This window comes from Noviherbaspirillum suwonense (genome assembly GCF_900182955.1).
Classification (GTDB): Bacteria; Pseudomonadota; Gammaproteobacteria; order Burkholderiales; family Burkholderiaceae_D; genus Noviherbaspirillum_A; species Noviherbaspirillum_A suwonense.
This window is the reverse complement of the sequence record NZ_FXUL01000043.1, coordinates 1-22,758: the sequence shown is the minus strand read 5'-3', so window position 1 is coordinate 22,758 and position 22,758 is coordinate 1. Positions and strand designations below refer to the sequence as shown.

Here is a 22,758-nt window from a genome sequence, read left to right as displayed (position 1 = left end):
CGCCAGGCAATACTGTCATGTGGCGCGGACTGACCCGCCTCATTTACATTGAGCTTGGCTTCAATATCGGGACAGAACTTATGGGTAAATGAAAGGGGTGATACCTCCCCTGTTGTAGGAGGCGTCATACATCGCCAGCATGTTCTCCAGCTCGAAGTCGAGAAGCATCACTGCGGATTCCTGGTCAACCGTGAACGACTGTTCGGTCTCCAGATCCCACACTGCTGTTCCGTCCTTCAGGATGCGCAGGTCCGGCGTACAGCCGCTTCCTTCGGTCAGGGCTTCAACATAAGCATCCCGCATCCCCGTCCAGGCAGAGTCAGGCACACTGGTGTCCCACTCCTTGCCCACAGACAGAAACTTCGCATCAGGCATAGGCGTTTCCTTGAACGGTACAACATCGGGAATGTCGAACCGTATGCCCTTGTCGTAGATCGAGCGGAAATCGTCCCAAATAGCAAAGGGACGGGCTATGCCGTTCATACTTTGAAGCGCGTCGATGCAAATCATCATTTCTAAAGGAAGCCGCGTGAATTTCCGCTTCTCCCCGGCACGGCGGGCTCGCACCCCTTCATCATGGTCTAGCTGCAGCATATAACGGGTGATATTACGGATCTCACGCGGATGCAGCGTATCGGGTTGAATAATGATGTGGCCCTCTTCGATCGTGCGACCGACCCAATGCCGCCTGCTCCAGTCCTTCTCGATGGCGCGCAGATAGCTGTTCAGGCGATTCAAGCCACGTAAGTACTCGTACCGGGGTTCCAGTTCGATCATGGCTGCCAGCGACTTGTCTTCGGCCTTCAAACATGTAAAACAGCCATTCCTGGCGCCACAGCCGCCCTTCTTCTGCTTGCCTTCATAGATGCTCTGCGCCACCACCGCACACGACGTTCCCGCCGAGTGCGCATAGATGCGAAGCGTTTCCTTGGGGTCCGAGTACGACTGGCGCAGGCCGGAACTGCACTCGCCCAGATACTCGAAGATATCATCCTCAGACCAATAACTCACCGCGCAAAGAACAAGCTCTCCATCCTTGTTGCGCACCGGCGTTTCTGCCCGCGCACCATTCGCCTTCATCCGCGCAGCCCTGACTTCAGACTCTTCGATACGCATGCCCAGGCAGGTAACCGGCTCGGGCATACCCTTCTCTGCAATCGTGCGAAACAGCTTCTTCCGATACGATTTCTGTGGGGAAATTTTCAGGTCCACGGCGTAATCATTTCCCCCTGATGCCCAGCTTGGAATGCCCCGTCCCGACAGGATTTTGACCTGAAAGGTGGAGAGCAGCGGCGGTGTGACGAACTTCCCGAAAAAACGGATGCCGTGCTCTTTTGCGTAAGCATGAAGCTTGCCCATTTCCTTCTTGGCCATGGCATGAACTTCAGGATTTTCGACTAAAGTATTGGCAGATGTAGCTACCACCAGTGGCTTGCCACCGGCCGCGGCGAAGTCCCTTGCGGCATTCATGACAATGGACATGACAGCTGAACTGTCCTTTCCAAAACTTGTTGCGATCACGATGGGCCGGCCTTCTTCGAACAGGTCCATGATGACCCCGGTCGCTGACGCCACCCGGTCATCGAGCGACATGGTGATGTCTTCCATGCGGAAGAGCTGAAGCGTTTGATACTTTGCTGCGTGACTGACTGCGTTGGTATGCATGATCTCTCCGGTGAAAGAAGGCGTTGGTTGCCTTGACAGGAGGGAGATGACTTACACGGCGACGGAAGAAAGAGGATCAGAAAAACGAAAAGCCGGGCGTGACATGAAAGTCGACCCGGCCTGCTTACGTAGCAATTTAACTACAAGGGAAAGCCCTCGATATTGCTAACCTTGTTGGACAGTGACGAACTCAACCTCCACCATTTCGTCCGCGCCGAAGCTGTCCGGCCCGTTCGGGTCTGATCCGATCGATGCCATTTGTGCACGTGTGGCCGATACCTTCACGAAGTCTTCGCCGCAGTGCGGGTCAAAGAACGTGCCGTCGATTGGCACCTGGCTGAAAGGGATCGTTGTCATCTGGCGGGGAACAACTGCCGCCGGGGTATATGCCGCCGCCGCCTTGTCAAACCCTTCCAATAGCTTTGCATCCGGGATGGCACTGCTCGTGCATACGTTTTGCATCGAAATATCTCCTGTAGAAGTTAAACCACGTTGGCGTGTATTGAAGATGCCAAACGACGTTCTATAAGCTCGCATGCGTTGCTCCGGAAGCGCATAGAAAAATCCCCGGTCTCAAATGAGAACCGGGGATGGGTGAGTTAAGAAATGACCTGGCAAGGAAAGGCGTGGAAGCCCTGCCCTGTTAGTCTCGCGTCAGCACAAGGATCACGACAGCGACCTGTGTGCTCTCGAAGCGGTTGTCGAAGACTTCGCTCCATTCGTGTGTCCAGCCTTCCATCAGCGTCTTGTTGCGACGACTGGCCGGAAGAATGGCGACGATCTTGCCTCCATCAGCTAACAGCGTTGAAGCTCTCCGAACGTGCTCGGCGTCTCTTCCTTCGCTGAACGGAGGATTCAAACAGATACGGTCGAACTTCGTTGGTGGATTCCACCGCAAAAAGTCCTCGCATACCGTGTTGAACCCCTTGCTCTCCAGGACCTTGCAATGCAGTTTCGAGATCTCAACACAGGTTGTGCGGTCCTTCGGCAAGTGCTCGGCGATGCTGCCAAGGCCTGCGCTGGGTTCCAGCACCGTGTCGTTCTCTCCAATGGCAGCCAGTTCGGCCACCATCGACGCCAGACAGGCCGGCGTTGGGTAGAACTGATGGGTTTTCTGGTCGGGAATCCGGCCGGTCCGCATCAACTCTTCCAGCACCGCCTGGATCGGATAGTCGAATGACCATTCGCGCATGCTGGCGTTTGGCACTCCGCCCAGATACTGCAGAACCGCGACGGTTCGATGGTTTGCCTTGACGTCGTTGCTCCAGAAAGACAGAACCTGCCCTGTGCGGTCGACCCGGCCCCGCGACAATTCTGCCAGCACTTCAAACGGCACCAGGTCATGCACCATGGTGAAGTCCTTTGGCGCCCGCGGCGGTTTCGTCCGGAACTTGCTCGGGATAGCCGTCGGATGCAGCCACGCAAGCACCTGGTTGAGGCGGTAGGCAATATCAGGATGCACTTCGAGGTGCGCCGTTCCTTTCATATACAACCGCATGCGAAACGCACCACCATCGAAGCTCTTCCACTCCCCGTACTGGCCATTGCGGTACATGTTTCTCAAGTCCTCGTCCGTCACGTTGCCAAAAGGCGCATCCCGACCCATGAATTTCGCTATAACGACGCGAAGGTCATGAATGTAGTTTGCTCGGTCGTAATTCAAGGTGCCGTATGAGGTTCGCAGGTACGCTACAATCATCCGCTTGCCGAACCCCTCTGGCGCGTTGGTCACATGCTCGCCCGACAAAGCGCGAAACAAGCCATCGACGCGCTCGGCAAAGAACTGCGAGCGTTGGGCTAGCAGGTCGCCAATGGTCGACTTGACCGAGTCCGGCTCGAACGCCGGCGTCTTATGACTGCGGATCTGCTCGTTCCATGCAATGCGTTTTTCTGCAGGCATGGTTTCCAGGACATCGGTCAGTGCCATTGCCCGCGCCCAGAAGCTCGCATCGAGCGCGCGGACAGCCGGGTCGATAGCAAACAGGCTGGCCGCGCTGATGCTGCTGATCTGCTGCTCAACCTGTGCACCGCACATGAAAAACCGCATGACGCCGCCGGTTTCGTTGGCGACGTAGGCAGCAATGCGCTCCAGATCGTCGCGGTTCTTGCGGTACTCCGAAAGAAGCGCATCGATCGGGGTAAAGACGGACAACTGGTTTTGGTGGCCGGAAAACAGCTCGGGTTCATTCATGTTCATGCTCTTGCTCCTGAAGGTGAGAATTAATGTGAAGTGGGAATCACGGCGCCGGCGTATGCCGGAATTTGCGTTGCAGGAGGAAATGCAGAACAGGAATCAGGAAGGCACGATCGAAGCGGCAAAGAAAAAACCCGCGACAGTCCTCGAAGAGGAAAGCGCGGGCTGGTGGTTGGTCAGTCGGTTAGGGCTGTAGGAGCAAGGCGTTGGCCAGTGCAAGCTCGGCCCTGGCAGCTGCGTCACGGGAAGGGAACGTATAGTCGCCAGATCCGCCGAGGTCATTACGCCGGCTGTCGCAAACGATTCGCCATTTCTTATCGGGATAGTTATTGCTCACGTAGCCGCATGCGCCGCCTGGATAAACCACGTTGTCGACGTACCAGCCGCCATGACGCCAACGGGAGTACACCGGCGTCCATTCCTGCTCGTCTTCGGTGCCAGGCACACTGCCCTGGGTCGCATTGTGGTTCATGTGGTCGTGGGCGGCGCGAACAGCGGCGTCACGGATCGGGTGATCCTCAGAGGCGAGGTCATCCTTTTCGAAGTAATAGCCCCGCAGGTCAGAACGCAGTACCCGGTAACCGTCAGCCCTGATCTGTTGCTCCATCGTTTCGACGGAAACATCATTGCGTATAGTTGCTTGCATGTTAAAAGTCCTTGTGAGGTGAAGAAGCTGTATTGGCCTTGGCAGATGCCAGGGATTGATCGTGCCTTTTGGGATGGCACACAAGGAAATGCAAGAGGCAGGCTGGATTGACAGGGCCAGTCACAACGGCAAGGGGAAATGGGAACGATGCGAAGTTGGACGGGAATCGAGATTGAGGCAGAACGTGAGCGGCTGGAGCGCGAAGCCGCGTCCATCCTCGGGTACATGTTGTTCGAATACTCCAGGCTGGATATGGAGTTGGGGATGATGGTGGTATGGACTGGGGAAGGGCAACGGCTTGAGAAGTTGACGACTAAATACAACCAGTCGAATTTCCACAAAAAGCTCGACTTCCTCAAAAAACAGGCCGCGAGTAAATATGCGGCTTCGCCTGAAGCGCTCACCGCGCACACGCGCTGGTTGGACGCAGCACACAGGGTGCGCGAGTGTCGAAACAAACTTGTCCATGGTCGCCGGGGGATCGAACCAACCAGGCAGCGGGTCGTTAATGTGGTCGGGTTGCCAACTTCACCCTATCAAAAAGAGTTCCCTTACACAATCCCAGCCCTTCAGGCCGAACTGGAAGTCGTCAAGTCGTTGCGAGCAGGTTTGCATGAACTCAGAAAGGGGTGGCCGCTCTAGATTTGCGATGCTTTCCAGTCCAACGTCAGAACAATGTCGTCGTTCGACCCATTTCAGACAGTCGCGTGAGATATTTGAAGGTCTGCTATATAAAGTGAAGCGGCCATTTCAACTTTTCACACTCCTTGAGAAGAAAGCAGTTAACCACCTAAGTCCGAAAGAGACGGCGTAAGAGGTAGTTAGGCACTTGAAACATATTTGCGTAGTCCGCGAATAAGCCTTACGTTCTCATTAAGAGAAGTTCTACATTCTGCATGAATTGTCGCCTGGCGGCCCCGCAGAGAACTGGTATACTCACAAAATGCCTCGGATCTTCAAGACATTTTTGCTCTGGCTGTTACTGGCCGCGCTTCCCCTTCAGGGGATAGCCGCTGCTATCCAGACGTCTTGCGGACCTATGTCACACCATGACTCTGCAGAAATAATGGTTGTGACTCAACCTCACCATCATGAGGGCGATGGCGCTGCAGATCCTGTTCAAGTTGCCGTGACTAAATCTGCCGGCAGTTCTGCCGACATGAAGCATATAAATTCCTCTTGTAGCGCCTGCGCAGTTTGCTGTGTAGGTGCGGTTGCCCCGCCGTCTCTTTCTTTCCTGACGCCGGCTTATAGCAGTTCCCTGCCTGTCCTTACACCTGCTCCCCCCTTGGTCACCGGATTTATTCCGGCCGGCCTCGAACGTCCTCCCAAACGCGTTACCGCTTAATCGACGTACTGAGCTAAGTACGCTAGACGACATTCGTCCGGCTGTCTGACCCTCATGCGATTCGCGTGCCTTTGCACGTCTGTTCTATCGATTCTGAGGTAATCATGTCCTTTTCACACCGGATTACGGTGGCCGTGTTGGCATTCCTGCCGCTCGCCGCGACCGCGCAACAACCACAACAAGCAAACCCGGCTGACGCAAATGTCACGGTGCCTGCCATAGGCTACGTATCGGCCTTCGAAAACTATCGTGCTACGCCGGACGAGACAACCTCTCCTGATCAGGTCTGGCGTGCAGCCAACGAAGAAATCGCAAGCAAGGATGCGCACGGCGGTCATTTGGACATGCCTGGTATGACGCCAGCCGCCCCGAGGAACCCTATGTCGATGCCTGGCATGGGTACAACCAAGCCTGAGCCAAAAGCCGACGCTGCGCCGTCTGACCCGCACGCAGGTCATCAAAACATGCCCGGAATGGGGGCAACTGGCTCCGGGAACCATATGTCCACGCCTGGCATGGGGGCTTCCAAGCCGCAGGCAAACCCTCATGCCGCACCGTCCGACCCGCACGCGGGCCATCACAACATGCAAGGAAAATAACAATGCGCATTCAACCAAAAGCGGCGCATTTGAAGCCGCTCGCCATCGCGCTTGCCGCCCTAATTCTGACCGGGTGCGCGACCTTCTCGAAAGACGGCGGGATTGACTCCGTGTCCACGCTGACCCAGGAGCGCACAGGTCAGACGGTCCAACGTGAGAAATCGGCCGACGATGCAAAAGCTATTCAGACCGCTGTCAACCAGATCCTGGCCAAGCCGCTGACCCCGGACTCCGCCGTCCAACTCGCCCTGGCCAACAACAAAGGGCTGCAGGCCGCATTCGCTGAGCTGGGCGTTGCCGAAGCGAGCCTCGTGCAGGCTGGCCGCCTCAGGAATCCCGGCTACTCCTTCGGACGGCTGCGCGGCGGTGGTGATACCGAAATCGACCGCAGCATCATGTTCGACTTTGTCGGTCTCTTGACCATGCCGCTTCGCACGAACATAGAAGGCCGCCGGTTTGAGCAGGCCAAGCTGCAGGCTGCCTCCGAAGCAGTGCAGCTTGCAGCAGACACCCGCAAGGCGTATTTCACAGCACTCGCGGCGCAGCAAAGTGCCCAATACGCCGAACAAGTGGCTACCGCAGCAGAAGCCAGCGCCGAACTTGCGCAGCGACTTGCGAGAGTCGGCAACTGGAGCAAGCTCGACCAGGCTCGCGAGCAGGTGTTCCATGCCGACGCAATCACGCAGCTCGCCCGCGCCCGGCATAACGCCACTGCAGCGCGTGAGCAGCTAACCCGCTTGCTTGGATTGTGGGGTGCAAATACGGCGTTCAAACTGCCAGAACGCCTGCCTGACCTGCCGAAGGCGCCGAACGAGGTAGCCGATATGGAGACGCAGGCTATGTCTCAGCGCCTTGACATCCAAATGGCACGTCGGGACGCAGAAGCGACGGCGAGCAGCTTGGGCCTGACCCGTGCAACAGGTTTTATCAATGTTTTCGACGCTGGCTACGCCAACAAGAGCGAGACGGGCAAGCCGCGGGAAAACGGCTATGAAATATCGCTGGAGTTGCCTATTTTCGATTGGGGCGGCGCCCGCACTGCACGGGCGGAAGCGACCTACATGCAATCCGTTCACCGCACGGCAGATGCCGCTATTCGAGCCCGTTCGGAAGTGCGCGAATCCTACTCGGCCTACCGGACGACTTACGACGTTGCCAAGCACTACCGTGACGAGGTTGTCCCTTTGCGCAAGCGGATTTCGGACGAAGTCATGCTTCGATACAACGGGATGCTCGCCAGCGTATTCGAATTGCTGACTGACGCGCGTGACCAGGTCAGCAGTGTCAATACAGCCATAGAAGCCCAACGCGACTTCTGGATAGCCGAAACCAATCTCCAAAACGCCATCAATGGCGGTGGCAACGGCGGCGGCTCAACCGAAATGCGCGCTCAGGCTTCCGGTGAAGCCCAAGCCCAAAAACACTAAAAGGATTCCAAATGGTTTCACGCAGAAATTTCTTATCAGGCGCCGCTGCCTTAGTCGGCGCAGGTGCCGTCAGCCGTGTTGGCGCGGCATCCTTGCCTGAACTGGTCACGATGGAAGGCGCCGCGACCCAGGCGCCGTTACTGCCATCCAACGGCCGCCCGTTCAACCCGGTGGTCACCCTGAATGGCTGGTCACTACCTTGGCGGATGAATAATGGCGTCAAGGAATTTCACCTGGTCGCCGAGCCGGTAGTCCGCGAGTTTGCCCCCGGCATGAAAGCCAACCTTTGGGGCTACAACGGTCAGTCACCTGGCCCGACGATTGAAGTAGTCGAGGGCGACCGGGTACGGATTTTCGTGACTAACCGCCTGCCCGAAGAGACAAGTATTCACTGGCATGGCCAGCGTCTGCCTGCAGGCATGGACGGTGTTACCGGCTTGACCCAACCAGGCATCCCGCCCGGTAAGACCTTCGTCTACGAATTCGAGGCGAAGCGTCCCGGCACCTTTATGTATCACCCACACGCTGATGAGATGGTGCAGATGGCAATGGGCATGATGGGCTTCTGGGTAACGCATCCGAAGAACATCAATTTCATGAAGGCGGACCGGGATTTCGTTTTCCTGCTCAGTAACTACGACATCGATCCTGGCAGCTATACGCCCAAAACCAGCACCATGCTGGACTTTAACCTCTGGGCCATCAACAGCCGGGTTTTCCCAGGTGTCGATTCGATGAATGTCCGGCAAGGCGACCGGGTGCGCATCCGCATGGGTAACCTGACCATGACCAATCACCCGTTCCATTTGCACGGCCATGAGTTTGTCGTGACAGGGACTGACGGCGGCTGGATTCGGCCGGAAGCTCGCTGGCCGGAAGTAACGATGGATATCGGCGTTGGCCAGATGCGCGCCATTGAGTTCGATGCGACTGACCCCGGTGACTGGCCTTTCCACTGCCATAAGTCCCATCACACGATGAACGCCATGGGCCACAACGTGCCGACCATGATCGGCGTGGACCAGAAGGAAGCCGCCAAAAAAATCAACAAGCTCGTCCCGGACTACATGGCCATGGGCGAACGGGGCGGCTCCATGGGCGGCATGGAGATGCCGCTGCCCGAAAACACCCTTCCGATGATGACCGGGGAAGGCCCATTCGGCAACATCGAGATGGGCGGCATGTTCACTACGGTCAAAATTCGCAGGGATCAGAAGCCCGGCGACTACAAGGACCCAGGCTGGTACAAGCACCCAGCCGGCACCGTCGCCTACGAATGGAAAGGCGACATGCCCGCAGCCCCCAGAGCGCCCGAAACAGGTCGCTCAGTGCCAGGCGTCGAACTCAACGTTCGCAAGCCGCAAGGCGGCCACAGCAACCATTAACCCCACCTTTTACCCATGGAGTTTCACATGAAATCAGCACAAAAATACGTCCTTTCCGCACTCTTCGCAGCAACCGCAATGCTGGGCTATTCATCCGCATGGGCCCACGCCACCCTCAAAAGCGCCATTCCTGCAAAGGATGCGGAAGTCACTACCGCTCCGAAGGAAATCAGCCTCCAGTTCAACGAGAAGCTCGAAGCAGCCTTCAGCACGGCGAAGGTTGTCGACAGCACTGGCAAGGAAGTGAGCACTGACAAAGCGACCCTGGACGCGGCTGACCCTTCCGTCATGAAGCTGGCTGTGCCGGCTCTGAGCGCCGGCAAGTACAAGGTTGAGTATGTCGGCATCGGTTCGGATGGCCACCGGCGCAAGGGCGACTATTCCTTCACGGTGAAGTGATCGATGGAATTCACGTTTCCACAGGCAGCTGCCACCGCACTGATTAATATCAGCTTTGCCTGGATAGTCGGCGTTCTGGCGTCCAGGTATTGGGTGATGAAGCAGACGGCGTCGTGGCAAAGCTCCGTCGTTAAGCGGTTATCGTCAGCCATGTTGGCGGGCTTAATCGCTTGTACTGCGGGCATATTCCTGTCGCTCTGGACAGAGTCCGCCATGATGGCCGACGTTCGATGGCTCGACGCCTGGCCCGCCTGTGTTCAGATGATGACCACCACGCACTATGGACATGCGGGCGTTGCAGCCGTTGCGTTACTTGTTATCGCCATGGTTGTGCACCTGCTCCTCAACCGACCCGATGCACGGATGGCTTACGTAGGAAGCATCGCTGCCTTAGTGATGCTGGTGGCTGCCGCACGAGTCACCATCGGCCATGCCTATGAACATGGGCCGTTCAGTGTCGCAGTGACGGTAGAATGGCTGCACCTGGTATTCATGGCCCTCTGGGCGGGCATCGTTTTCATTGCTGCCTGGGTGGTGCTTCCCCGCGTACGCGACAGTGAATTGGTGGCGACGAGAGAGCGGGCTGCGTACCTGACATCGATGTCGAACTGGGCGGCAGTCGCTTTAGCTGGAATTCTGGCAACCGGCGCCTACAACGCATACCGCGTTCTGGGCAGCCCGCGCGACCTGATTGATGTGAGCTACGGCAACGTCCTGGTCTTCAAACTCGTCCTGGTGCTGCTTGCCATTGCGCTTGGCGGATTCAATAAGTTCTCTGGCCTGCCCGCATCGCTCTCGTCTGGACAAGCGGCGGCAAAAGCACATCGTGGCTTACGCATCGTTATTGCTGTGCTGCGAATTGAGTCTATCGCGCTGTTACTCGTTTTGATGGCTGCTGCGGTTCTTACCAGCAGTGCTCCTCCCGGCCAATGAGCCGATACCTTCTACAACCTTACGAAACCCCAAAAGGAAATCCCATGAAAGCACTCGTTAAAGCAGCATTTGTTACCGCCATCGCCCTCACGTCCGTGTCTGGCGCATTCGCGCAGTCTGCAGCTACCGCGTCCAGCCCGATGTCCTCCGGTGAGGTCAAAAAGGTTGACAAGGGCACCAACAAAATGACCATCAAGCACGGTCCTCTGGAAAATCTGGACATGGGGGCGATGACCATGGCCTTCCGCGTCACTGACCCGGCGATGCTGGACCAGGTGAATGTCGGAGACAAAATCAGTTTCGTGGCAGAACAGCCGAACGGTCAGTTGACGGTAACGAAGCTCGAAAAACAGCAGTAATGCATTAGGGGCCGGCTTGCGAAAGTCGGCCTTTTTTGTTGGCATGGAAGATCTTGGGCCGGAAACGCCGCCCATGAATTGCTGCGCCCAAAACTGGACAAAGCTAGTTTGATTGAACGCTAATGTATTGAATATAAATGCCTTTTTTTCGAACCACCGGTTTCTCATTACATCGTATGGATAGCGTATGCGCGCCTAGTCGGCCGCCTATCAATTACCTACTTTGGAGGAAATGACCAACCATGTCGCCATTGAGAAATACGGCAATCGCATTACTAGCCCTAGCTTTGGCTAACCCGGTATTCGCGCAGGACGCAAAGTCTCATTCAGACATGCAGGGAATGCACGGCATGCATGCGGTGACCAGTTCGCCGAATGCAGCGAAAGCTCCGTACGACCATCAATTCCTGGACACGATGTCCGCCCATCACCAAAGCGCGATGGAAATGGCCAAGCTCGTCGACGAGCGCTCCGCCCATGACGAGCTCAAGAAAATGGCCAAAAAGATGATAGAGGACCAGCAGAAGGATATTCAACAGCTTCAGGATTGGAAAAAGCAGTGGTACGCAAATAAGGGCGACGCTGTGAACATGAAGATGCCTGGCATGGAATCAATGAAAAGCATGTCCATGGATAGGCTGGCTGCCAGCAAGGGCGAACAGTTCGATGCCATGTTCCTCGACATGATGCCCAAACATCACGCAGGCGGCATCAAGATGGCGAAGGATGCGCTGAAAAAAGCCAAGCATTCGGAAATCAAGCAATTCTCTCAAAAGACAATTGACTGCCAAACTGGAGAGATTGCCGAGATGGAAAAGTGGAAAAAGGAATGGAAGGTAGCTGGGAAATGACTGAATAGAGCGGTTTAAAAGCCGCATGGATTTCCAGGGGGAATTGGTACGAATTATCGTGAATTTTTCAAAAGGAGCGTCACCATGGTTAATGTCCGTTTCTCCAAAACCCGCAAGGCTTTGGAGGCCTACCTCAAGAACAGTGAGAATGGCATAAGCCGTTCTACTATCGGCAAGACCCTCTCAGCTATAGGCGTCACAGCTGTGCTCGTGACAACTGCTCCGGCCGCCTTCGCCGACGGACCGGGTCGGGGTCAGACCGCTGATTTCGAAAAAGCCTATCTCGAATTCATCATTGACCACCACTATTCCGCCTTACGGATGACAGAGCTGGCGGCAGGCACTGACCTGCAGCGGGATACTGCCATCGACAATCCTCAGGAAGGCACCGCACCAACGCCGAATACCAATCCGACACCTGCGAAGGCCACGGACGAGCAAATCAGATCCATGTCTCGCCAAGCAAACCGGGGCCAACGCGAAGAAATCCTGAAAGCACAGAAATTTCTGCATGACTGGTACGGCGTCAACCACACCCCACAATTGCAGGGGCCAGGGCGTCAGGCAATTCAGCAATTAGAACGGACACCCGCAGGCGCTGAGTTCAACCGGACCTTCTTGGAGACGTTTAGCAATCACCATTACCGCGCGCTTTTCCCGAGTTTGGCCTGCCAGGTGAAACGAGATATCGACCATGACGGACTGGAGCGCTATTGCAGCGGCATCGTTCATGCACAGACAAACCAGATTAATGACATGCGAGAAATGCTGTGTAAAAAGTTCTCCATTTGCGACTTCGTACCAACTGCAAATCTGGGACAAGCCTTGCCTTTAATAAACAGACCTTAAAAACAGCGAATCAGCGAAGAACCAGAAAAGTAACTTTCTTAACGATTAAATAGAGAAAATCATGCCCAATCAACAATTTGCATCTTGTATTGAAGCCTGTTATTCCTGTGCCGCCGCCTGCGACTTCTGTGCAGCCTCTTGTTTGCAGGAAGAGGACGTGAAGATGATGGCGCGTTGCATCGCCATGGACATGGATTGTGCGCAGATATGCCGGCTAGCAGCGAGCTATATGGCGCGCGGTAGCGAAAATGCGAAAGCCATTTGCCAGCAATGTGCAGACATTTGCCAAGCTTGCGGCGATGAGTGCGTCAATCATCAGATGGATCATTGCCAAGAATGTGCGGCCGCGTGCCATCGTTGTGCAGATGAATGTCGCCGCATGGCGGCTGCCGCCTAAGGCTCGGATAGCAGCCAAGCGCCGAACGATAGAATCTTTCGCTCGGGCGCTTGACCTTCCAACTGAGGGAAGGTCTACAGTGGTATCTCAGCTATTTATGCAGCTAACACTATAAAGGCAAGACACAAAAAAGATTCATTCCAATTCTATGTGCCTACTTTGACATCCAATGTTACGCGTTGATGAATGTCAAAATGCACATATCGTACTCCAGTATCCAAACGCTATTGTACTTATAGTGTTTAAAACGAATGTGAATATTTAATTAACATTTTCTCTTCTTAAGTGTTCATTACTGAAGAAATTGGCTTATCACGGAGTTGTGCAATCCTCCAACTTGGCGAGAGTTGAATGTCGCATTCACACATTGCGAAACGATTGATTGTTTGGACATTGCTTGTAATGGTGTCGCTGCAGGGCGCCTTTGCTGCAAGCGTGTTGCATTGCCTGCCCCATTCACAAAACCAATTACCGCATCACGTCAGTTCCGGTTATCCAGCTTCTGAACACTCTGTTGCAAAGTTTGCGACAGCAATGCCGTTGAGCCATTCCACACGAATCAAGGATCAGCATATCGGCGTATCTCGTCGATCTGCGTCTGGTGTTGATCATCATGGATCTCACCATGTTTACAAGGTTCCTTGTTGCGACGGTGTAGGCGGTAGTATCTCCAGCTTCTCCTTTGTATTTCCTCCTAGCATCAAAACGCAGGTAAGTGTTGAAGAACCGTGTAGCCTGTGTACGGTGTTTCTAGACGGTCCGAAGCGGCCGCCGAGATTGTTTTCTGTCTGACCTACAGGATTTGTGCTGACGCCTTGACGTATTGCTAATGCGTCGCCGAAGCATGAACTTTAATCGTATTAATGCGCGTGTACTCGCGCACGATCTCATTGGTTTTCGGAGAACATTTTATGATACCAAGCTATTTTTCCACTAGCGGGCGGGAGCCATTCTCGCCTTCACGCCGCCGGTTTGTTACCGGCATTGCCGCCACAGGGGCGGCAGTCGGCTTGAACCTTTGGCCAACACATGCCTTTGCAAGCGCAGAACCTGGCAATCGGAATGTCTTGTCTGGAACGAAATTCGACCTGACGATTGATTCCACACCAGTCAATATCACAGGACGGAAAAGCGTTGCTACCGCCGTGAACGGCATGGTGCCGGCCCCCGTGCTGCGTTGGCGGGAGGGAGACACCGTAACGTTGCAGGTGACAAATCGCCTGCTGGAGACGAGTTCCATTCATTGGCATGGCATCCTGCTTCCCTTCAACATGGATGGTGTTCCCGGACTAAGCTTCAACGGCATTCAGCCTGGGGAAACCTTCTCTTACCGCTTTAATGTCAGGCAGAGCGGGACGTACTGGTATCACAGCCATTCACGATTCCAGGAACAGACCGGACTCTACGGCCCGATCGTGGTCGAGCCACGCAGCGGTGAACGTTTTCCAACGCAACGCGATTACGTACTGATGCTTTCGGATTGGTCAGACGACGATCCGGAGACAGTCCTCGCAAATCTGAAGAAGATGAGCGACTTCTATAACTTCAATGAGCCGACGGCTGTCGACTTCGTCCGGGACGCTTCTCGCCTGGGCTTGCAGCAAGCCATGGCGAAACGAAAAATGTGGAATCGCATGCGCATGAGTCCGACCGATCTGTCGGACGTAACGAGCTACCACTACACCTATCTTGTCAATGGAATGTCACCCGACGCTAACTGGACTGGCCTGTTCAACAAGGGAGAGAAAATCAGGTTGCGGGTGATCAATGGATCCTCTCAAAGCATATTCGACTTGCGTATTCCCGGTCTGAAGATGACCGTGGTCGCCACAGACGGACAGGACGTGGAGCCAGTTACTGTCGACGAATTCCGCATTGCTACAGCAGAAACATACGATGTAGTTGTCGAACCATCGGACGACCGCGCCTACACGATTTTTGCCCAGTCTATCGACCGCATGGGCTATGCCCGTGCCACCCTCGCCCCACACAAAGATATGCGGGCTGAGGTACCCGAGATGGACAAGCCGAATTGGCTTTCAATGGTCGACATGATGGGTTCGATGGCAATGGGTGGGGACATGGCTGGCATGCATGCGCACGGCGCAATGAAGATGCCGGCCGGCCAGAGTCAAGCCATGACCCAGATGAACTCCGAAAAAATGGATTCCCACCAAAAAATGCAGAGTGGGAAAAACGAGATGTCGATGCCAAAGGCGCACCACGCGCGGTCGGAGTATGGCCCAGGCGTCGATATGCGGGTCGACATGCCACGTGCGAATATTGACGACCCCGGCGTTGGACTGCGTGATAACGGGCGCAGAGTGCTCACGTACGCGGATCTCCATACCATTGGAGGTCCATTGGACCCGCGGCAACCAAGTCGCGAAATCGAGCTGCACCTGACCGGCAATATGGAACGCTACATGTGGTCCTTTGACGGTCAAAAGTTCTCAGACTCCAAACCGCTTCATTTCAGGTACGGCGAGCGTCTTCGTATCGTGCTGGTCAACGACACCATGATGCCGCATCCGATTCATCTGCATGGCATGTGGAGCGAAATGGAAAGCCCGGACGGCAAATTCCAGGTCAGGAAGCACACGATCATGGTGCAGCCTGCACAACGCATTACCTACCTTGTCAACGCCGACGCACCTGGCAACTGGGCTTATCACTGCCATTTGCTCTATCACATGGAAGCCGGAATGTTCAGAAAGGTGGTGGTGTCATGAGATCGCTTATTAAAGAACCAACTTGCACAAGCAAGCTGCCTTCGTGCTTAAGAATAGCCATTCTGGCATCGTTATTAGTTCCCGTGGTGACTTGGGCGCAATCTCCCACGGCACAGGACAGCCATTCCATGCATCAGATGCCTGCCATGCGGATGGATACGAAAGAACATAGCGGGCCCATGGAGCACAAAGATCAAAGCATGGATGCCAGCAAGGCGATGGAACCGGTGCACGCCCAACCGGGTAAAGTTTCTTCCGATCCAGACCGAGCCATGCAGGGCATGGACCATGGCAAGATGGAACCAATGGATCACGCCCAAATGCAGGACGGGAAACAACCCGGAATGCAAGAAATGACGAAGCCATCCGGGATGAACATGAGCACGATGATGAAGTCGATGCAGGGCGGTTCTCCACCACCGACTGCCCGTGATCCCGATGCTTATGCGGACGGGCTGCAACTCGGTCACTTGCCCGGAATGGATATGGCCGATAACGATATCTATTCGCAGATCCTGCTGGACCGAGTGGAAGCGTTCCATACCAGTGATAGCCATGGACAAGCGATCGACGCGCAAGCATGGGTCGGCGGTGACATTGACAAGCTATGGTTCAAGGTCGACGGCGAACGGGAAAACGGCAGACTCGGCGCAACCCGCACCGAAGCGTTATGGAACCATGCCATTGCTACCTACTGGGGCTCGCAAGCAGGAGTACGCCATGATTTCGGCGGTGGTCCTGGACGGACCTGGGCAGCATTCGGCATTCAAGGGCTGGCTCCTTACTGGTTCGATGTACAAGCGACTGCTTACATAGGACAGGGTGGACGCACCGCGATGCGCTTCGAGACGGAATACGACCTCCTCATTACCCAGCGGCTAATTCTGCAGCCTGACGTCAAAGTTGACCTGTATGGCAAAAACGATCCGGAGCGCGGAATTGGCTCTGGCTTGTCCGATGTCGAAGCGGGCCTGCGGCTACGGTATGAATTTTCACGCAAGGTCGCACCCTATATCGGCGTCGTGTGGAACAAAAAGTTTGGCAACACCGCTTCCTACGCAAGAGATTCCGGCAGCGCAGTCAAGGAAACACGACTGGTTGCCGGCATCCGCGTTTGGTTTTGAGAGGGAAATCATGAATCCCACTCTAAAACATGTTCTCGCGACGACGGTGGTTCTCGTTCTCTTTGCAGCGGGTGCGCTCGCCATTTTCGTCGGATCCGGAGTTTACAATTTTGCCGCCGACGTTCCGCACACTGCATTCGTTCGCTCCCTGCTTGAAACAATGCGGGAGCGCTCGATCGAGACGAGAGTCGCCGCCATTAAGGTGCCGGCCATTAACGATGAGGCAACCATCATTCGCGGTGCCGGTAACTATGACGCCATGTGTGTCCAATGTCATCGTTCGCCCGGCATGGCCGAAACAGAGCTCAGCAAAGGTCTGTACCCCACCCCGCCGAATCTGTCGAAGGAGGCGCCTGGCGCAGCACATGCGTTCTGGGTCATCAAACACGGAATAAAGGCATCGGGAATGCCGGCGTGGGGGAAAAGCATGAGCGATAAAGATATCTGGGACATGGCCGGATTTCTGCAGGCGCTGCCTAAACTCGATCAAGCAAAGTACCAAGCCATGGTAGCCAAAAGCAGCGGGCATTCCCATGGCAGCTCGCCTTCCAAGGAAAGCTCGCATGATCCCTCTGCTGAAAAGGCGAAGAAGCCGACAGCTTCGGACCACGAATCATCACCACACTCTCACAGTTCTGAAGGAAAAAAATAATGAACAAATATTCAAAGTTTGCGGCAATGATCGGGACGTCGACGGTCGTCATGTTCGGATTGATGTACTTGAACACGTATTCGCTTGATCATGTCTTCTTCAGCGAAACCCGGGCGTATATGGCACTGTACATGGGCGCGGCCATGGCGATCGTAATGCTGCTATTCATGCTGGGCATGTACCAAAACAGCGCGGTGAATGTGGCCATTTTCATTGGAAGCGGCGTGGTATTTGCCGTGTCGCTTTGGCTGGTGCGAAGCCAGGCTACCGTCGAGGACGTGGCCTGGATGAAAGCCATGATTCCCCATCACTCTATTGCGATTCTTACCAGCGAGAGAGCAAATATTTCGGATCCGCGGGTTCGAAAGCTTGCCGACGGAATTATCGAGGCCCAACGCCGTGAGATCGCCGAAATGAAAGCGCTTATCCAAGAGCTTGAAAAGCGTTGACAGCCAGCAGCGAGATCAAAAGCCTAAGAAGTTGGAAGGTCAAGTGCACGCTCCTATTTTGCAGGTAACCTGCCACGTGGCATCGGTTTGATACCGCACGGAGGTGGGCGGCTCGGTAGCAAGACAGCTGCACAGACTGCACTTGACCTTACCACAACGGGAAGGCTTACCTTGCTCTTAGACTTATAGAGAGCAGGATTATCAGCAAACCCGGATAAACGGTGGCTTCTGATTGAAATCGTCATACATGGCGATGTGCGATTGGCGCCGGTGGACTTGTGCCATGGTAAATCTGGTCTCAAGAAAGAATCTTTGAGTAGGGCTTGGCACACTTTAGGGAAAGCAATGTACTGACTTACAGGAGGCGCGACATGAAAGACGATGCACACCACCACGATCACGGACAGCATGGTCATGCTGCCTACGGCGTCGATTCAGGTAATGACACCGCTGCTGCAGTCACCGACAAGCCCTACACCGACCCGGTCTGCGGCATGAAAGTCGGGGCCAACCCGGAAAAGGCAATCGAGCACGGTGGCCAGACCTATCATTTCTGCAGCACGCGCTGCATGGACAAGTTCCGCGCTGACCCAGGGGCCTATACCGGTCCTAAAAGCCCTGACGACGGCACTGCTGCCGCAATGCCGGAAGGGACGATCTATACCTGTCCGATGCATCCCGAAATCCGCCAGCCGGCGCCAGGCACCTGTCCAAAGTGCGGCATGGCGCTCGAGCCGGAGGTGCCGTCACTGGAAGACAAGGAAAACCCGGAACTCATCGACTTCCGCCACCGCTTCTGGTGGACCCTCCCGCTGTCTGTTGCGGTCTTCGTGCTGGCCATGTTCGGCCATATGCTGTTTCCGCAAGGATTGCGGGGACAAAACTGGATCGAACTGGCCCTGAGCACGCCAGTCGTGCTGTGGGCGGGCTGGCCTTTCTTCGTGCGCTGGGCACAGTCGATTGTGAACCGCAGTCCCAATATGTGGACGCTCATCGGCACCGGCGTGTCGGCTGCCTACGTCTACAGCGTCGTTGCAGTCGTGGCACCGCAAATCTTCCCAAGCAGCTTTGCCAGCCACGGACGGGTCAGCGTCTATTTCGAGGCCGCAGCCGCAATCATTTCGTTGACCCTGCTGGGGCAGATACTGGAACTGCGGGCACGCTCCCAGACGTCCGAAGCCATCAAGTCGCTGCTCGGGATGGCGCCGAAAACGGCCAGACGCATACGGGAAGATGGTACAGAAGAGGATGTTCCGCTGACCCATGTGCACATCGGCGATTCGCTGCGGGTACGTCCCGGTGAAAAGGTGCCGGTCGATGGCGTTGTCGTAGAAGGCGAAAGCGCCATCGACGAGTCCATGCTGACCGGCGAACCGGTGCCTGTGACAAAGCGCCCCGGCGACAAGTTGATCGGTGCAACGATGAATACCAGCGGCAGCCTGATCATGCGTTCGGAAAAGGTCGGCGCCCAGACCATGCTGTCCCAGATTGTCCAGATGGTGGCCCAGGCCCAGCGCTCAAGGGCGCCGCTGCAACGACTCGCAGACGTCGTGGCCGGCTATTTCGTCGTCACCGTGGTCGGCATCGCCGTTCTGACGCTCCTCGGCTGGGGCTTCTTCGGCCCCGAGCCGAGCTGGGTCTATGGCTTCGTCAATGCAGTCGCGGTTCTGATCATCGCCTGTCCATGTGCGCTCGGCCTGGCGACACCGATGTCCATCATGGCGGCAACCGGTCGTGCGGCAATGCAGGGCATCCTGTTCCGCGATGCGGCCGCCATCGAAGCAATGCGGACCATCGATACGCTGATCGTCGACAAGACCGGCACCCTCACCGAGGGCAAGCCGGCCTTCGATCGGGCCGCTGCCGCTGCTGGCTATTCGGATGAAGAGGTGCTCAGGCTCGCCGCCAGTATCGACCAGGGCAGCGAACATCCGCTGGCGCAGGCAATCGTCAAGGAAGCGAACCGTCGAGGCATGCAGCTCGACCGGCCCGAATCGTTCGAATCTTCTACAGGAATAGGCGTGCGCGGCGTCGTTGCAGGCAAGCGCATCGCGCTGGGCAATACCGCGCTGATGGACACCGAAAAGGTGGACTGGCATCCACTCGCAGATCAGGCGGAAACGCTGCGCCGCGAGGGGGCCAGCGTCATGTACCTGGCGCAGGACGGACGTCTGGCGGGCCTCGTTTCCGTGGCCGACCCTGTCAAGGCGACCACGCCGGAAGCACTCCGGACGCTCAAGGAAAGCGGCTTGCATGTCGTGATGGCGACTGGGGATGGCGTGACGACAGCCGAAGCGGTAGCCCGTCGCCTCGGCATTGATGAGTTTTATGGCGAAGTAAAGCCGCAGGACAAGCTGCAACTGGTGGAGCGCTTCCAGGCGCAGGGCAAAAAGGTCTCGATGGCGGGCGATGGCATCAATGATGCGCCTGCCCTAGCCAAATCCGATGTCGGCATCGCGATGGGAACGGGCACCGACGTCGCCATCCACAGTGCCCATGTCACCTTGGTTAAGGGCGACCTGCGTTCGATTGCCCGCGCCCGCATTCTTTCCAATGAGACCGTGCGCAACATGTACCAGAACCTGGGGTTCGCTTTCCTGTACAACGCACTGGGCATTCCGATTGCAGCCGGCTTGCTTTACCCGTGGACCGGGCACCTGCTCTCGCCGATGATAGCGGCACTTGCAATGAGCCTGAGCTCGGTGTCGGTCATTACAAATGCGCTGCGGTTGCGAGGGAAAAAGGCATGACGGGCAAGCAAACTCCGCGGCAATGCGCCTGTATTGGGGAGGGAAGTGGATTGATCAGTGAACAAGTCAACAGCAAGTGTTTCTGCGTCACATTGGATAAAGACGCGCTTGAGGCCAAGCTCGCCGTGGAATTAGGCTCCCCAGCCTTGCTTGCCTTGCTTAAGGAGCGCTGTCCCTACATTTTCTCGGCACGGTCCGTGTTTATTTCGGACAGCGCAGTCATCGAAATGTCCAAGGTTGTCAGGGCAGTGGAAGCCGTGGTTGGCTTGCCGGCATACCGCGACTTCGTGCTTTCGCGCGCCCCTGCAATTGCGCAGCATGACCCCGGCGGTGCCATGGGGGTATTTTTTGGCTACGACTTTCATGTGGCTGGCGATCGTATCGGCCTTATCGAAATCAATACCAATGCAGGCGGCGCCATGCTCAACTCAGTTTTGGCGCAAGCCCATCATGCCTGTTGCATCGACGACGAACGCTTGGCGGCGGCAACGGCATGCGCAGCCTCATTGGCTCAGCGCATCATGGACATGTTCCTGCAAGAATGGACGCTGTCCAGGCGCAACCAGCCGCTGCAGACCATCGCAATTGTCGATACAGCACCCCATGAGCAATATCTGTATCCAGAATTCCTCCTGTTCCAGAGACTGTTCCAGCAGCAAGGCTTGAAAGCCATCATTGCAGACCCTGCTGAGCTCTTATTCAGGAATGGCGTGTTATGGGTTGGCGATACCGCCATCGACATGGTGTACAGCAGGCTGACGGATTTTAAGCTTGAAAATGACGCCAGCGCGGCATTGTGCGCAGCTTTCTTGGAAAATGCCATCGTACTGACCCCTCACCCGCAAGCGCATGCGCTATACGCAAATAAGCGCAATCTGGCATTGTTTTCTGACAGCGGGCAATTGAAAATGCTCGGCGTGCCGAAGGAATTCATTGACGTTCTTGCGGCCAACGTACTGCATACCGAAGTCGTGGATGCAGCACACGAAGAAGAATTATGGAGCCGCCGTCGACAGCTATTTTTCAAGCCAAGTGCCGGCTACGGCAGCAAGGCAGCCTACCGCGGCGACAAGCTCACCAAGCGGGTCTTTCAGGAAATCTTGCAGTCAGACTATGTTGCCCAAGTTGCCATGGCGCCGGGGGAAAGAATCGCAGGCAGTCGCGTAGCGCCCGAGAACCTAAAATTTGACATTCGCTGTTATGCCTACCGGGGTGAGGTTCAGTGGACCGCCGCTCGACTTTACCAGGGGCAGACAACGAATTTCCGAACGCCTCAAGGTGGATTTGCGCCGGTGTACAGTCTCCCTGATGCCCAAGTAAGTAAAGGGGAATTATTGACGCTGACAGAGTAATCAATACCTGTATGTTTGAGTACATTCCTTAACAAGAGCGGCACGGTGCCGCCTCCGGCTTGCTCCCCATTTTGCTCCCGGATTTAGCGAATTCACCTTAATTACAAATAGCGTTTTTCTATCCCCGTTTCGATCAGAAAATTGCTCTGCAATGTCTGCTGTGGGGTGTTCAGCAGACGTACGGAAATGGGTCATCAACTTCCGCTTATGGCCGAAGGACTAAACCGCTCGCGCGGTAGGAGGCTCCGCTTAGGCGCCGGCGGTTGAAACAGAAGCACAGCGTGGCTGTTTTCTATCCTGAGGAATGAGGCAATCCGCCTCGTTTCCAACAGGAGCAGAGCCATGACCCCCTCGACTCAAGCCATTTCGCCGCTGCGCCAACGCATGATCGACGACATGCGCATGCGCAAACTCTCCCCCAAGACACAGTCCAGTTACATTCGCATCGTGCGGCAGTTTGCGGGCTATCTGGGGCGTTCGCCGGACACGGCCACTGTCGAGGATTTGCGGCGCTATCAGTTGCATCTGGTCGACCGCGGCACCTCGCCGGTCGTAAGCGCCCAGTCATCCCGTCTTGACGAAACCTCTTGGGGTAGATGGACGAATTAGGCAGGCGTCCATCGATGCGGGAGCAAGTCGCTGATACG

21 protein-coding genes and 1 pseudogene are annotated in these 22,758 nt (G+C 55.8%); 18 read left to right on the top strand and 4 right to left on the bottom strand.

Annotated features, from left to right (window positions below; translation table 11 throughout):
- Positions 1–78: 78 nt before the first annotated feature.
- From QOL82_RS28195 to QOL82_RS28185, 3 genes are all read right to left on the bottom strand, one after another.
- Entirely contained in the window at positions 79–1,665 is a 1,587-nt protein-coding gene (locus QOL82_RS28195; RefSeq protein WP_283445648.1) for an adenine nucleotide alpha hydrolase family protein, read from the bottom strand.
- A 165-nt stretch (positions 1,666–1,830) separates the two neighbouring features.
- On the bottom strand, positions 1,831–2,127 hold the full coding sequence (locus QOL82_RS28190; RefSeq protein WP_283445647.1) for a hypothetical protein: 297 nt from the start codon (positions 2,125–2,127) through the stop codon (positions 1,831–1,833).
- Positions 2,128–2,308: 181 nt separating this feature from the next.
- Positions 2,309–3,862 carry a DUF4942 domain-containing protein gene (locus QOL82_RS28185; RefSeq protein ID WP_283445646.1) on the bottom strand — a complete coding sequence of 518 codons (1,554 nt, stop codon included), beginning with the start codon at positions 3,860–3,862 and terminating at the stop codon, positions 2,309–2,311.
- On the opposite strand from QOL82_RS28185, the gene QOL82_RS28180 reads away from it, so the two are divergent.
- Complete coding sequence (locus tag QOL82_RS28180; protein WP_283445645.1) at positions 3,855–4,055, top strand: hypothetical protein; 201 nt, start codon at positions 3,855–3,857, stop codon at positions 4,053–4,055. The two genes, QOL82_RS28185 and QOL82_RS28180, sit on opposite strands and share 8 nt — an antisense overlap.
- Here QOL82_RS28180 and QOL82_RS28175 read toward each other — a convergent pair.
- Entirely contained in the window at positions 4,044–4,505 is a 462-nt protein-coding gene (locus tag QOL82_RS28175) for a hypothetical protein (protein ID WP_283445644.1), read from the bottom strand. The genes QOL82_RS28180 and QOL82_RS28175 overlap by 12 nt on opposite strands.
- A gap of 138 nt (positions 4,506–4,643) precedes the next feature.
- On the opposite strand from QOL82_RS28175, the gene QOL82_RS28170 reads away from it, so the two are divergent.
- The 17 genes and pseudogenes from QOL82_RS28170 to QOL82_RS28090 form a co-directional block, all read left to right on the top strand.
- Positions 4,644–5,147: a hypothetical protein gene (locus tag QOL82_RS28170; RefSeq protein WP_283445643.1), complete on the top strand. Its 504-nt coding sequence runs from the start codon at positions 4,644–4,646 to the stop codon at positions 5,145–5,147.
- A gap of 810 nt (positions 5,148–5,957) precedes the next feature.
- Positions 5,958–6,452 carry a hypothetical protein gene (locus QOL82_RS28165; protein WP_283445642.1) on the top strand — a complete coding sequence of 165 codons (495 nt, stop codon included), beginning with the start codon at positions 5,958–5,960 and terminating at the stop codon, positions 6,450–6,452.
- Between the two features lie 2 nt (positions 6,453–6,454).
- Complete coding sequence (locus QOL82_RS28160; protein ID WP_283445641.1) at positions 6,455–7,879, top strand: TolC family protein; 1,425 nt, start codon at positions 6,455–6,457, stop codon at positions 7,877–7,879.
- An 11-nt stretch (positions 7,880–7,890) separates the two neighbouring features.
- Complete coding sequence (locus QOL82_RS28155) at positions 7,891–9,264, top strand: multicopper oxidase family protein (protein ID WP_283445640.1); 1,374 nt, start codon at positions 7,891–7,893, stop codon at positions 9,262–9,264.
- A gap of 27 nt (positions 9,265–9,291) precedes the next feature.
- Complete coding sequence (gene copC / locus QOL82_RS28150; protein ID WP_283445639.1) at positions 9,292–9,663, top strand: copper homeostasis periplasmic binding protein CopC; 372 nt, start codon at positions 9,292–9,294, stop codon at positions 9,661–9,663.
- A gap of 3 nt (positions 9,664–9,666) precedes the next feature.
- Positions 9,667–10,596 (top strand): CopD family protein, encoded by a 930-nt coding sequence (locus QOL82_RS28145; RefSeq protein WP_283445638.1) that lies wholly within the window; start codon positions 9,667–9,669, stop codon positions 10,594–10,596.
- 44 nt (positions 10,597–10,640) lie between these two features.
- Complete coding sequence (locus tag QOL82_RS28140) at positions 10,641–10,955, top strand: copper-binding protein (RefSeq protein ID WP_283445637.1); 315 nt, start codon at positions 10,641–10,643, stop codon at positions 10,953–10,955.
- 242 nt (positions 10,956–11,197) lie between these two features.
- Positions 11,198–11,806: a DUF305 domain-containing protein gene (locus QOL82_RS28135; protein ID WP_283445636.1), complete on the top strand. Its 609-nt coding sequence runs from the start codon at positions 11,198–11,200 to the stop codon at positions 11,804–11,806.
- A gap of 84 nt (positions 11,807–11,890) precedes the next feature.
- A complete protein-coding gene (locus QOL82_RS28130) occupies positions 11,891–12,655 on the top strand; it encodes a DUF305 domain-containing protein (protein ID WP_283445635.1) in 765 nt (254 codons plus the stop codon).
- Between the two features lie 61 nt (positions 12,656–12,716).
- The gene (locus QOL82_RS28125; protein ID WP_283445634.1) at positions 12,717–13,052 is read left to right on the top strand and encodes a four-helix bundle copper-binding protein; all 336 of its coding nucleotides are present in this window, start codon (positions 12,717–12,719) and stop codon (positions 13,050–13,052) included.
- Between the two features lie 911 nt (positions 13,053–13,963).
- On the top strand, positions 13,964–15,784 hold the full coding sequence (locus QOL82_RS28120) for a copper resistance system multicopper oxidase (protein WP_283445633.1): 1,821 nt from the start codon (positions 13,964–13,966) through the stop codon (positions 15,782–15,784).
- A gap of 128 nt (positions 15,785–15,912) precedes the next feature.
- The gene (locus tag QOL82_RS28115; RefSeq protein ID WP_283445632.1) at positions 15,913–16,908 is read left to right on the top strand and encodes a copper resistance protein B; all 996 of its coding nucleotides are present in this window, start codon (positions 15,913–15,915) and stop codon (positions 16,906–16,908) included.
- A gap of 10 nt (positions 16,909–16,918) precedes the next feature.
- Complete coding sequence (locus tag QOL82_RS28110) at positions 16,919–17,560, top strand: c-type cytochrome (RefSeq protein ID WP_283445631.1); 642 nt, start codon at positions 16,919–16,921, stop codon at positions 17,558–17,560.
- Positions 17,560–18,009, top strand: a complete 450-nt coding sequence (locus QOL82_RS28105) for a DUF305 domain-containing protein (RefSeq protein WP_283445630.1) — start codon at positions 17,560–17,562, stop codon at positions 18,007–18,009. The genes QOL82_RS28110 and QOL82_RS28105 overlap by 1 nt, the downstream gene beginning before the upstream one ends.
- A 371-nt stretch (positions 18,010–18,380) precedes the next feature.
- Positions 18,381–20,759, top strand: coding sequence for a heavy metal translocating P-type ATPase (locus tag QOL82_RS28100; RefSeq protein ID WP_283445629.1), 2,379 nt, complete (start codon positions 18,381–18,383; stop codon positions 20,757–20,759).
- Complete coding sequence (locus QOL82_RS28095) at positions 20,756–22,111, top strand: hypothetical protein (protein WP_283445628.1); 1,356 nt, start codon at positions 20,756–20,758, stop codon at positions 22,109–22,111. Before QOL82_RS28100 ends, QOL82_RS28095 begins: the two co-directional genes overlap by 4 nt.
- A 342-nt stretch (positions 22,112–22,453) precedes the next feature.
- Positions 22,454–22,663: pseudogene (locus QOL82_RS28090) on the top strand (phage integrase N-terminal SAM-like domain-containing protein); the annotation flags it as partial.
- Positions 22,664–22,758: the final 95 nt, after the last annotated feature.

What these genes read in the sequence shown, in the direction of transcription:
- QOL82_RS28195 (WP_283445648.1), bottom strand. Translation starts at nt 1,665, where the DNA reads ATGCATACCAACGCAGTCAGTCACGCAGCAAAGTATCAAACGCTTCAG.
- QOL82_RS28190 (WP_283445647.1), bottom strand. Translation starts at nt 2,127, where the DNA reads ATGCAAAACGTATGCACGAGCAGTGCCATCCCGGATGCAAAGCTATTG.
- QOL82_RS28180 (WP_283445645.1), top strand. Translation starts at nt 3,855, where the DNA reads ATGTTCATGCTCTTGCTCCTGAAGGTGAGAATTAATGTGAAGTGGGAA.
- QOL82_RS28185 (WP_283445646.1), bottom strand. Translation starts at nt 3,862, where the DNA reads ATGAACATGAATGAACCCGAGCTGTTTTCCGGCCACCAAAACCAGTTG.
- QOL82_RS28175 (WP_283445644.1), bottom strand. Translation starts at nt 4,505, where the DNA reads ATGCAAGCAACTATACGCAATGATGTTTCCGTCGAAACGATGGAGCAA.
- QOL82_RS28170 (WP_283445643.1), top strand. Translation starts at nt 4,644, where the DNA reads ATGGGAACGATGCGAAGTTGGACGGGAATCGAGATTGAGGCAGAACGT.
- QOL82_RS28165 (WP_283445642.1), top strand. Translation starts at nt 5,958, where the DNA reads ATGTCCTTTTCACACCGGATTACGGTGGCCGTGTTGGCATTCCTGCCG.
- QOL82_RS28160 (WP_283445641.1), top strand. Translation starts at nt 6,455, where the DNA reads ATGCGCATTCAACCAAAAGCGGCGCATTTGAAGCCGCTCGCCATCGCG.
- QOL82_RS28155 (WP_283445640.1), top strand. Translation starts at nt 7,891, where the DNA reads ATGGTTTCACGCAGAAATTTCTTATCAGGCGCCGCTGCCTTAGTCGGC.
- copC (WP_283445639.1), top strand. Translation starts at nt 9,292, where the DNA reads ATGAAATCAGCACAAAAATACGTCCTTTCCGCACTCTTCGCAGCAACC.
- QOL82_RS28145 (WP_283445638.1), top strand. Translation starts at nt 9,667, where the DNA reads ATGGAATTCACGTTTCCACAGGCAGCTGCCACCGCACTGATTAATATC.
- QOL82_RS28140 (WP_283445637.1), top strand. Translation starts at nt 10,641, where the DNA reads ATGAAAGCACTCGTTAAAGCAGCATTTGTTACCGCCATCGCCCTCACG.
- QOL82_RS28135 (WP_283445636.1), top strand. Translation starts at nt 11,198, where the DNA reads ATGTCGCCATTGAGAAATACGGCAATCGCATTACTAGCCCTAGCTTTG.
- QOL82_RS28130 (WP_283445635.1), top strand. Translation starts at nt 11,891, where the DNA reads ATGGTTAATGTCCGTTTCTCCAAAACCCGCAAGGCTTTGGAGGCCTAC.
- QOL82_RS28125 (WP_283445634.1), top strand. Translation starts at nt 12,717, where the DNA reads ATGCCCAATCAACAATTTGCATCTTGTATTGAAGCCTGTTATTCCTGT.
- QOL82_RS28120 (WP_283445633.1), top strand. Translation starts at nt 13,964, where the DNA reads ATGATACCAAGCTATTTTTCCACTAGCGGGCGGGAGCCATTCTCGCCT.
- QOL82_RS28115 (WP_283445632.1), top strand. Translation starts at nt 15,913, where the DNA reads ATGCATCAGATGCCTGCCATGCGGATGGATACGAAAGAACATAGCGGG.
- QOL82_RS28110 (WP_283445631.1), top strand. Translation starts at nt 16,919, where the DNA reads ATGAATCCCACTCTAAAACATGTTCTCGCGACGACGGTGGTTCTCGTT.
- QOL82_RS28105 (WP_283445630.1), top strand. Translation starts at nt 17,560, where the DNA reads ATGAACAAATATTCAAAGTTTGCGGCAATGATCGGGACGTCGACGGTC.
- QOL82_RS28100 (WP_283445629.1), top strand. Translation starts at nt 18,381, where the DNA reads ATGAAAGACGATGCACACCACCACGATCACGGACAGCATGGTCATGCT.
- QOL82_RS28095 (WP_283445628.1), top strand. Translation starts at nt 20,756, where the DNA reads ATGACGGGCAAGCAAACTCCGCGGCAATGCGCCTGTATTGGGGAGGGA.